We start from the raw sequence: 10000 nt of genomic DNA on the forward strand, positions 1-10000 counted from the left end.
CATCACGGCAACCACCGTAATAACTCGAAGTAGCACCTAATCCCGGGTTTTGCCGTAAAGATTCATAACGGTGAAAAGGCGTACCTGGGTAACAACCGTCTGAGTCAAAATCAAAAGTGGGATGAAACTTCCTGACCTGAGCTTCGTTATAGGCGGTAATACCTGCATCCCAGCCTGGGAACTCATCTGCTTTCGCTACATTGGCAGTTAAAAGGGTTAGAAAAACTAAAAAGCCTTTTATTATCTTTAGTTTAGTTAAATTTATTTTGCTGAACACTTGATAGACCTCCATTTGATCCTTGTTGTTTGATACCAACTTCGCTGTGCAATAAAAAAGCGAAATCAGAAACAACAGTCTAAGGTCCGGAAAATGACAGCTTAACGTCATTTTAAAAATTTAATGGCTTTGTCATAAAAAAATCCGGCATGAAAGCCGGATTTTTTTATGAGCATCTGGACTCAGAATCTTAGAAGCTGACGCCGTAGTTTGCGTCTACTAACTCACTGACCTGCAATTGAGCTACAGAAGGCAAAGCCTTAAACCAATCAGAGATCACTTTGATATCCTCTTCTGTCGCTGAACCATAGCGATGGGCAGACCAGATAAAAGCTTCAAACTGAGTTTTGTCACCACCACCGGCCATCACCAAATCACGACTTTCAATCAGACTGATAAATTGGTCCAGCAGTTTGCTGAAATCCTGCTCGGATTCCAGGCCCAGGTCGCAGGACAACTGAAAACCGTATTCAGTAAATTCACCCATATAGAGTTTTTTCTGTAAACGACGGCTTTTAGGTTTAGACATGAGTTCTCCTTGGTGTATCTGCCGCAGATCCGGCGTGATACATAGCTAATACAAGACTGTACTGCTATAGGATCTCGTTATCAGGGGCTGATAAGCAAGCTTTTTTTCTCAACCACTTCAAACCAACACTGGAATAGCTGCTTTTAGTCACGAGCTAAGCTTCGCAAAAATACCGGATTGATATATGATGCGCGGCCGAAAAATTACACAAAGCCATTGACTATTATTGCTACCAGACCGCTCTTGTGGCAAAGCGACCAGACAACGGTTCTTAACATAGTTGCCCTGAATCGTTGGGGCGCGCGAAAGTGAGCAACACTGCGACAGCTGCACCAAAGAAAAGAAGGGTATATGCACTCATCAAATGCTTTATATACGGACCTCTCCGGTTATTACGACCTGATGTGTGCAGATATTGACTACCGGGCACAAAGTCAGAGTGCCCGCAGGTTACATCAGTTTTTTGGTGGCGATGGCAGAGCTCATCTGGATTTAGCCTGTGGCACAGGCCCACATATCCGGCATTTTCTTGATGCGGGTTATCAAAGCAGTGGTTTGGATCTGAATCAGCCTATGCTGGATAAAGCGCAGCTACGTTGCCCTGAAGCCCGCTTTATGCGGCAGAATATGTGTGATTTTACCTTGGCTGAGCCGGTCGACTTAATTACCTGCTTTTTATATTCCATCCATTACAGCGCCAGTATTCAAAACTTGAAAGCTTGTATACAAAGCGTATTTAACGCCTTAAAACCAGGCGGCGTGTTTTGTTTTAATGCGGTGGACAAAAACAAAATCGACAACAACTCTTATGTGCGGCATAGCGCTGAGCTGGATAACAGTCAGTTTGTCTTTGAATCGGGCTGGAACTATAGCGGTCAGGGTGAGCAACAATCATTGCATCTGAGTATAGAAAAAACCACGGCTGATATAACCCAGATTTGGCAGGATCAACATCCTATGGTGGCCGTTAGTTTTGCAGAGCTGGAACTTCTGCTTCGCTCCAGCTTTGAAGTGCATATTCTTGAACATAACTACGAAAAAATAGCCAGCTGGGATAAAGAAGCTGGCAATGCACTTTTTGTCTGTATAAAGCCGCAAATTTAGCTCATGGTGAAAAACACCAATGCCAGCGCTAATGCAGCTGGCATGGCTTGTACATAAAGAATTTTTTTACCTACTGTCAGAGCGCCATACACACCAGCCACTATGACACAGAGCAGGAAAAATACCTTAAAGTCATATCCAGTGTCGCCTTGATACAAGCCCCACAATAACCCTGCAGCTAAAAAGCCATTGTATAAGCCCTGATTTGCCGCCAACACTTTAGTCTCCGCCGCTTTTTGTGCTGTCAGATTAAACACTTTCATGCCTTTAGGTTTGTCCCACAAAAACATTTCCAGTACTAAAAAGTACAAGTGCAGCAGTGCGACCAGCAGCACCAGCAGATTTGCTAATAACATCATAGTTTGGTCCTTAAAAAAAATTTATGCTAACCCAACATGCAAGCAACTAACCACAGCTTTGTTTCTGTGCCTGTCGCAACAAGACAAACAGAAAATACATAAAGGTCAGTTTTGTTCAATACAGTACTAAACCAAGAGTTCATAGTCGCCAGCCCGCACTATCACCACTGGAGTACTTATGACCTTATCTCTGCTTTTGTCTATGGCTTTATTTGCCTTTGCCGCTTCATTTTCTCCCGGCCCTGTCAATCTGCTATCGGTCAGCAACGGTGCCCGTTTTGGCATCAGCAAAGGACTGAGCTTTGTTACAGGCGCAACTCTTGGCTTTATTCTGCTGTTTTTACTGATAGGTTTTGGCTTGCACCATCTGTTGTCAGCCTTGCCTTTGTTAACGCAAATCTTGCAGTGGCTCGGCATCGCCTTTTTATTGTATCTGAGCTACCAACTGTTCAGTGACCATGGCGACCTGTCTGAACAGGCTGGCCGCAAAGCGCCGGGTTTTATCACAGGTGTTTTAATGCAATGGCTTAATCCCAAAGCCTGGCTGGCATCATTGTCTGGCATAGCAGCTTATATCCCTGAAGCCAACAGCAGCCAACTACTGATTTTTGCAGGCCTTTATCTACCCATTTGTTGGTTGTCACTGTCAGCCTGGCTTTGGGCTGGTATTGCCTTACGGCATTATCTGCAAAGCCCGGCGAAAATGCGGCTGTTGAACAAAAGTCTGGCGGTATTGCTTGCAGCCAGTTGTCTTCTGCTCGTGCTTTAACAAGGCTTGATGACGGAGCGGCGATACTGATCTGGTGTAGCCGCAACCCGTTGTTTAAACACGCGTTGGAAATGAGCCTGATCGCTAAAACCTGTCGTCTGTGCTATTGCTGCTATGGCTTCGCCTTGCTTTAACGCCTGTTGGCCCAGCTGCACCCTGCGGTTTAACCGATACGCATGAGGGGTCATATTAAAGTGCCGTTTAAAGGCGCGCACCAAATAGCCAGCGCTATAACCAAAGTCGGCGCTAATGCTGCTAATAGCTCGGTCTTCGTGACAATGCTGACTAAGATAATCAGCCACCTGATACAAAGGATTAGCTGCCAATAATGTTCTGGTATGCTGTTGTTGCTGATCCAACTGTAAAAACAATCTGCACAGCACCCTCTTCAGCTTTTGCTCTTTGTCTTGCAGGCTAAAATCTGGCGCCATCAGGTACTGGGCCATAGCGACAAAATCACCAAACAGCTCTGTATCAGACCAGGTATCAACACTGGTGTCCCGCCATGCCCTGCAAGAACGGACTTCAGCCTGAACTAATAAGCTGGCTAACCAGTTTTTATCCAGATGCAGCATGTAATATGCCCAGGCTGAACCTTGACGTGGATTGCAGGCATGCACCTGGTCCGGATTCATCAGCACCAAATCGCCCTCTTTTACCGAATGCAACCGATCAGCACAAAGAAACTCACTTTGGCCCGCCAGGATAGCGCCAATAGACCATTCCTGATGTGAATGTGGGGCATAGCTGACGTTGCGCCCGTCCACCACCAAACGCAATTCAGCGTAAGGCATAGCGGGGTGGCGCCAAAACAAAGGTTGAGTCGCAGCTGTCATCTTGATCCGCCAGTCCTTTTATAGAGTGGGTCATCCGAAGAGACTACGTCAGCCCGGATCCCAAGCAATAATTTCTGATACAGCCCTGACTTTTTCAGTTGCACAATACCTGCATCCAAAGCCGCTGCTCTTTTGCTACTTTGGGGATTTTCTTTGTTAAAAGCCAGATAAATTTCGCTGCTGTAATTCAGTTCTCCCCTTTGAATATGCTCAGCTTTAATTGCTTCCTGTTGCAGGTAATACCGTAATACTTCATCAAAAAATATCGCCAGGTCCAGCTTATTGCTGTCCAGTAAAGCAATGAGTTGAGCATGAGTTGAAACTTCCACCAGCCGAAACCTGTGCTTATGCTGTTCATACAAGTCACCATACTCATAACCGAGGATCACTCCTACTACAGCTCCATTCGGGATCTGCGCCACAGAAAGGTAAGGCTTAGGCTGACGATAATAATAAAAGGACGAATTAGCGGTAAATAACGGAATTTTATGCAGAATAAAGTCCCTTTCTGTGTTCTGTTGCCGGGTGACATTCCAACAGGCATCCGTAGTGCCGAGCCGGGTCAAACGCAAAGCCCGGGCATAAGGCACAGTGACAGTAGTAATCTGATACCCCTGAGTCGCAAAAGCAGCCTTGACTAGTGTTTCAGACAAACCCCGTCCCTGTTGGTCGGAAAAAGGAGGCCAGTTATCTTCAGCAGCAATGCGAATATGCATAGCCGGGTTTATTGGGGTGCGATCATCCTGACTTACCGCAAATAAAGGCCAAATCACCAGCCATAGGCACAGATAGAATCGCAACAGATAAGCTCACTATAAACTGCATAGTTTAAAGATAAACCAGATCCTGAATTGCCACCAGTAACCGCTTGACTCAAAACCAACTTAAATCAAACTAACTGAATTATTTCATCGGCTTAACCAACAAATTTCACCTTCGGTCGCAATTTAAGCTGATCTTCAATCTCCCCTGTATGCTTTTTGCGCAACTTTGCTATTGTTGCTTTCGATGCTGACAAGACATCAGATGCAGTCTGGACACTGCCATAAATAAAAACGCTCCTTTGCTGCAACACTGCAACACTAGGTGATCTGCTACTAATTCCAGAGATAACAAAAAATGAAAAATACCACCTCTGTCCGCTTACTGACGTCGACCTTGCTCCCCGCTACTGTCATTTGCTGCCTGATGGCAGTAAGCAAGCCCCAGGCTGCAGTGCTGATGAAGCCAACAGCTGCAGCCGGGCTGAATTACCCTCACGCATTGACGCCGGCTAAGGTCAACCCGGCCATTACGCCGCCAGAGAAGGTACTGGGTTTTCCCGTGGGGCAACGCACTGCCACCCCCGAACAAATAGATCAATTAATGAAGCTTTGGGCCAAAGAAAGCGACCGTATTTCGTATCAGCAATACGCCACCAGCTACGAAGGCCGGCCCTTGCATTTGTTAGCTATTTCAACGCCAAAAATCCTCGCCACCTTGCCGGACATACAGCAAAAAGTACAATTGTTGGCCAAACCTCAAGGCAAATCCTCCAGCCAGATTGAACAAGCTATCAAGGAATTACCCGCCATAGCCTGGATGGCTTATTCTATTCACGGCAATGAGTCTTCAGGAGCCGATGCGGCTTTAGCTTTGATTTACCAACTGATAGCCGCTGAAGATACTGAAGTTACCTCATTACTTGAGAATATGGTGGTACTGGTTGACCCCATGATGAATCCGGATGGCCGCGCCCGTTTTACTAAGATGCTGGAACAACACAGAGGTACAGCCCCTAATGTGGATGGCCAGTCCATGCTACATACCGGAGTCTGGCCTTATGGCCGTTCTAATCACTACTATTACGATCTGAACCGGGATTTTTATTTCCTGCAGGCGCCAGAAACCCGTGGTCGGGTAGCATTAATTAATCAGTGGTATCCGCAACTGATGATCGACGGTCATGAAATGGGCAGTGATGATACTTTCCTGTTTGGACCGTCCCGTGAACCCATCAACAGTAATATTCCACAGAGCAAACACAAATGGGGTAAAAAGTTTGCCAGTGATCAGGCTACAGCTTTTGACCAAAATAACTGGACTTACTACACGGGTGAATGGTTTGAAAACCTCTACCCAGGATACTCCAACTATGCAGAGTACCGCGGCGCAGTGCATATATTGTATGAACAGGCCCGGACCGCTGAAGACGGTATCCAGCTGAATAACGGCATAATCCGTACTTATCAGCAGTCTGTACATCATCAACTGGTCAGTTCAATAGCCAATCTGAAAACCCTGGCTGCAAATAGCAAGGCTATGTACCGCGATTTTGTCGAGGACCGTAAGCTGGTGACCTCGGGTAGCAGTCCTTATGCCAATAAAAGTTATGTGATTCTGCCAACGGCAAACCGCAAAAGACTCGAGCATTTTGTCTCCTTGTTGCAGGCGCAGGATATTGAAGTACAACAGCTGACAGCTCCCACGTCAGTCAGCCAGGTTACAGATCAGTTAGGGCAAAGCTACAGCCAGAAAAACTTGCCTAAAGGTGCTGTTGTGATCAACGCTCGCCAGCCCGAAGCCCGGTTGCTGAATGCGATTCTGGAGTTTAATGCTCAGATCAAGGATGAAGTGTTGCTGGAGGAATACCAGCGTACCTTGCGCGATGGCAGTTCGCTGATGTACGACAACACAGCATGGAACATGACCATGATGCAAGGCTTGACCGCGCTGGAAGTGGGCGAAGAAATTACCGACAATCTGAAAGCTTATGAGGCGGATCCTTTAGTCGTTGCCAGTAAAACCGAAAGCCTCGGCTGGTTGGTGAATGGTGATGACGACGCCTCTGTCGCTTTTGCGGCACGCCTGCTGGAGCAAGGCGTGCAGGTACGCCTGATCGATAAAGCAGGACAACTTGGTACAGTCGTCTTTAACAGAGGCACAGTTACTGTATTGCGTAGCGATAACCCTCAAATGGCGGATCTGGCCGAAAAAGTCGCAACTGCTGCAGCCGATGTACACACGGATCTGCGTAATCTGACACAAGGTTTAGGGGACGGCGATTTACCTGATATAGGAGGCGCCCATTTCCGCCTGTTACAAGCCCCTAAACTGGCCATAGTTGGCCAGAGTGGCGTCAGCCAACTGGACTTTGGCGCTATCTGGCATATGGTCGATACACATCTTGGGATCCGTCACAGCCATTTGGATCTGGCCGCTTTAACCAGAGCGGATTTGCGTCAATACAATGTAATAGTGCTGCCGCATATGACGGCAAAACTAGACCCTGGCGCCGTCACAGCGCTAAAAAGCTGGGTAGACTCCGGAGGGACTTTAATCAGCGTAGACGGAGCAACAGCTCAGTTGATGACGGCTGGTTTATCTGCAGTGAAACCTTTAGCTGCAGCAATCGAAGACGCAGCGACTTATGATTTATCGCTGCAACGCGAATGGCTGGCTAGTCAAAGTACCTTAGCGAACAAAGCCGCTGTGAATAGCTATCTGGTACCTGAGCGGATCAGCCTACCCTGGCTGGCCGATGAGAAAATCAAAGCCTTGAGCAAAGAACAACTGAAAATCTGGGAAGAATGGTCTGCTCACTTTATGCCGTCCGGTGCCATTCTGGCAGGTCGCGTTGATCAAAAACACTGGCTGACTTTTGGTAGTGAAAACCAGTTACCACTGCTGTTTAGCAATCATCCACTACTGATGTCGGACGACCAGTCTGAGGCTGCTGTGCGTATAGGGGTCATGACAGAGAACAAATTGGTGTCAGCCCGTAAACTGGGCTGGTCCACTCTGCCTGCAGGTCAGGATGTACGGGTAAGAATGAGTGGCCTCTTGTGGCCTGAGGCGGCACAGCGTGTGACCAACACAGCTTACTTAACCAGAGAAAGCAAAGGTAATGGGCAGATCATTCTGTTTGCTGGCCAACCTGTGGTGCGGGGAGCCACCAAAGGCACTGAACGTTTATTGCTAAACGCCATTGTTTATGGTCCGGGTTTAGGTGCATCAAGCCCTGTAAAACTCTAACCCTATTAAAGTCTGAACCAGAGGGTCAGCCTTTTAGGCTGACTCCAGGCCAACCCTGCATAAAAATAACAAGGAACAACTATGCGTATTTTTTGTGTACTGAGCACAGCGTTAGTACTGGCCCTGACAGGTCAACCTGAGGTCTTCGCAGCCAACTCTGCAGAACGAACCCCCTCAGCGCCACAACGCGACAGAGGCGAAGGCCCTTATAAACGTCTGATTTTACGCGGCGGCACTTACATCAGCGGCGAAGGCGCTCCGCCTGTGGGCCCGGTAGATATAGTCATAGAACAGGATCGCATCACAGAAATTACCGCTGTGGGTAATCCCGGTGTGCCAGTGATGCCTGAAGGCCGGCCTAAAGCCAGCTCAGGCGATCAGGAAATGGATGTCAGCGGCATGTACATTCTGCCGGGCTTTATTGATATGCATGGCCATATTGGTGGTTCAGCCAACGGCACTCCGGCTGAGTATGTGTTTAAACTCTGGTTAGCGCACGGCATTACCACAGTGCGGGAACCCGGCAGTTTTAATGGTGTCGACTGGACCATGCGTCACGTCAAAGCTTCAGAGAAAAACAGCATAGTAGCGCCTCGCATTGTGCCTTATATCGGCTTTGGTCAGGGCCTGAGTAAACCTGTGTTTAGTCCGGAACAAGCCAGGGATTGGGTGCGGGATATCAAAAAATCCGGCGCTTCGGGTATTAAATTTTTTGGCTCTACCCCGGCCATTATTTCCGCCGCTTTGGATGAAGCCAAAAAACAACAGCTTGGCACCATGATGCACCACGCCCAGCTCAACGTGATGGGTACCAATGCACTGGACAGCGCCCGTATGGGTTTAACCTCGATGGAACATTGGTACGGCTTACCTGAAGCGCTGTTTACCGGTCAGGTGATCCAGAATTATCCAGCCCATTACAATTACCAGAATGAACAAGACAGATTCGCCAATGCAGGCTTGTTATGGAAACAAGCGGCAGCGCCAGGCTCTGACAAATGGAATGCAGTGCGCGATGAGCTGATCCAACTGGACTTTACCATCAACCCTACCCTGACCATTTACGAAGCCACCCGCGATGCCAGCGCGCAGCGTAACGCCGAATGGCATCAGGACTATACCCTGCCCTCTTTAGCTAACTTTTTTAAGCCTAACCGTTATGCCCATGGTTCCTTTTGGTTTGACTGGACGACCGATCAGGAAATCGCCTGGCGCGAAAACTATCGCATCTGGTTCCAGTTTTTAAACGACTATAAAAACCATGGTGGCCGGGTCACTGCAGGATCGGATGCGGGTTATATCTATAAAATTTATGGTTTTGCTTATATTCAGGAACTGGAACTGCTGCGCGAAGCAGGTTTTAACCCGCTGGAAGTCATACAGGTCGCTACGCTCAACGGCGCTGAAGCTTTAGGCATGGAAAAAGATATTGGCAGCTTAGTGCCGGGCAAAAAAGCCGATATGCTGATAGTGGCTGAAAACCCGCTGGCAAACTTTAAAGTGCTGTATGGCACTGGTCATTATCGCTTAAATGCTAATAACGAGCCGGAGCGCAGCAAAGGGGTGCGTTACACTATTAAAGATGGCGTAGTGTACGACGCCCAGCAATTGCTTCAGGATGTGCGGACTATAGTGCAACAGGCAAAACAAACCGAAAATACAAAAATTTAAACCGCAAACGCCAAAGTACGGGTGGCTGTTCAGTCCCCCGTATGACTCTGTTAATTCGTTTGCTCAGTACCACAATTCCAGCACAATTCAAATGAAGCGGCATTTTCTTCTGCGCATTTGCTGCAATGCCAGTCCGCCGCTTCGCTATCCAGTGTCAGGTTTTTTAATAACATGCTGGCTAAGGCGTAATCATTTTCGTCGACCAGCCATAACTCCAGCCAGCTATCAAAAGCAGACACCTCACCTATCATACTGACCGCATGTTCGTTTTTAACAAATACCTCAAAACCCCGACGCTGCAGAATATTCTTGATATTGCTGACAATCAGCCTGTTTTCATGGGTGTAGATCATTTTCATAGCCATCATTTCCCATACATCAAAGCTTTACCGCTATTCAAGCAGCATAGCATCAGCAGCTTTTGTTCAGGCGCATTTTTAA

At 47.6% G+C, this 10000-nt stretch carries 10 protein-coding genes; 4 read left to right on the forward strand and 6 right to left on the reverse strand.

Annotation, left to right across the window (positions count from 1 at the left end; genetic code table 11):
- On the reverse strand, positions 1-292 hold a 292-nt coding region (locus LDL40_RS06590; protein WP_300994414.1), incomplete at its 3' end, for a hypothetical protein.
- Between the two features lie 175 nt (positions 293-467).
- Positions 468-806 (reverse strand): YggL family protein, encoded by a 339-nt coding sequence (locus LDL40_RS06595; protein ID WP_300994415.1) that lies wholly within the window; start codon positions 804-806, stop codon positions 468-470.
- 351 nt (positions 807-1157) lie between these two features.
- On the opposite strand from LDL40_RS06595, the gene LDL40_RS06600 reads away from it, so the two are divergent.
- Entirely contained in the window at positions 1158-1910 is a 753-nt protein-coding gene (locus LDL40_RS06600; RefSeq protein WP_300994416.1) for a class I SAM-dependent methyltransferase, read from the forward strand.
- Here LDL40_RS06600 and LDL40_RS06605 read toward each other — a convergent pair.
- On the reverse strand, positions 1907-2269 hold the full coding sequence (locus LDL40_RS06605) for a DUF1304 domain-containing protein (RefSeq protein WP_300994417.1): 363 nt from the start codon (positions 2267-2269) through the stop codon (positions 1907-1909). The two genes, LDL40_RS06600 and LDL40_RS06605, sit on opposite strands and share 4 nt — an antisense overlap.
- A 178-nt stretch (positions 2270-2447) precedes the next feature.
- On the opposite strand from LDL40_RS06605, the gene LDL40_RS06610 reads away from it, so the two are divergent.
- Positions 2448-3038 carry a LysE family translocator gene (locus tag LDL40_RS06610; RefSeq protein WP_300994419.1) on the forward strand — a complete coding sequence of 197 codons (591 nt, stop codon included), beginning with the start codon at positions 2448-2450 and terminating at the stop codon, positions 3036-3038.
- Here the strand turns inward: LDL40_RS06610 and LDL40_RS06615 are convergent.
- Together LDL40_RS06615 and LDL40_RS06620 are read right to left on the reverse strand one after the other, a co-directional pair.
- On the reverse strand, positions 3035-3874 hold the full coding sequence (locus LDL40_RS06615; protein ID WP_300994420.1) for an AraC family transcriptional regulator: 840 nt from the start codon (positions 3872-3874) through the stop codon (positions 3035-3037). The genes LDL40_RS06610 and LDL40_RS06615 overlap by 4 nt on opposite strands.
- Positions 3871-4674: an ABC transporter substrate-binding protein gene (locus LDL40_RS06620; protein WP_300994423.1), complete on the reverse strand. Its 804-nt coding sequence runs from the start codon at positions 4672-4674 to the stop codon at positions 3871-3873. Before LDL40_RS06620 ends, LDL40_RS06615 begins: the two co-directional genes overlap by 4 nt.
- A 319-nt stretch (positions 4675-4993) precedes the next feature.
- On the opposite strand from LDL40_RS06620, the gene LDL40_RS06625 reads away from it, so the two are divergent.
- Positions 4994-7888, forward strand: coding sequence for a M14 family metallopeptidase (locus tag LDL40_RS06625; protein ID WP_300994426.1), 2895 nt, complete (start codon positions 4994-4996; stop codon positions 7886-7888).
- Between the two features lie 81 nt (positions 7889-7969).
- Positions 7970-9559 (forward strand): amidohydrolase family protein, encoded by a 1590-nt coding sequence (locus LDL40_RS06630; protein WP_300994428.1) that lies wholly within the window; start codon positions 7970-7972, stop codon positions 9557-9559.
- 50 nt (positions 9560-9609) lie between these two features.
- Here the strand turns inward: LDL40_RS06630 and LDL40_RS06635 are convergent, their stop codons facing one another.
- Positions 9610-9918 (reverse strand): DUF2007 domain-containing protein, encoded by a 309-nt coding sequence (locus LDL40_RS06635; RefSeq protein WP_300994429.1) that lies wholly within the window; start codon positions 9916-9918, stop codon positions 9610-9612.
- Between the last annotated feature and the right edge of the window lie 82 nt (positions 9919-10000).

Source organism: Rheinheimera sp., assembly GCF_020217005.1.
Lineage (GTDB): Bacteria > Pseudomonadota > Gammaproteobacteria > Enterobacterales > Alteromonadaceae > Pararheinheimera.

Excerpts from the sequence above, each read along its gene's own strand:
- LDL40_RS06625 (WP_300994426.1), top strand. The coding sequence starts at position 4,994 with ATGAAAAATACCACCTCTGTCCGCTTACTGACGTCGACCTTGCTCCCC.
- LDL40_RS06635 (WP_300994429.1), bottom strand. The coding sequence starts at position 9,918 with ATGAAAATGATCTACACCCATGAAAACAGGCTGATTGTCAGCAATATC.
- LDL40_RS06615 (WP_300994420.1), bottom strand. The coding sequence starts at position 3,874 with ATGACAGCTGCGACTCAACCTTTGTTTTGGCGCCACCCCGCTATGCCT.
- LDL40_RS06610 (WP_300994419.1), top strand. The coding sequence starts at position 2,448 with ATGACCTTATCTCTGCTTTTGTCTATGGCTTTATTTGCCTTTGCCGCT.
- LDL40_RS06600 (WP_300994416.1), top strand. The coding sequence starts at position 1,158 with ATGCACTCATCAAATGCTTTATATACGGACCTCTCCGGTTATTACGAC.
- LDL40_RS06605 (WP_300994417.1), bottom strand. The coding sequence starts at position 2,269 with ATGATGTTATTAGCAAATCTGCTGGTGCTGCTGGTCGCACTGCTGCAC.
- LDL40_RS06595 (WP_300994415.1), bottom strand. The coding sequence starts at position 806 with ATGTCTAAACCTAAAAGCCGTCGTTTACAGAAAAAACTCTATATGGGT.
- LDL40_RS06630 (WP_300994428.1), top strand. The coding sequence starts at position 7,970 with ATGCGTATTTTTTGTGTACTGAGCACAGCGTTAGTACTGGCCCTGACA.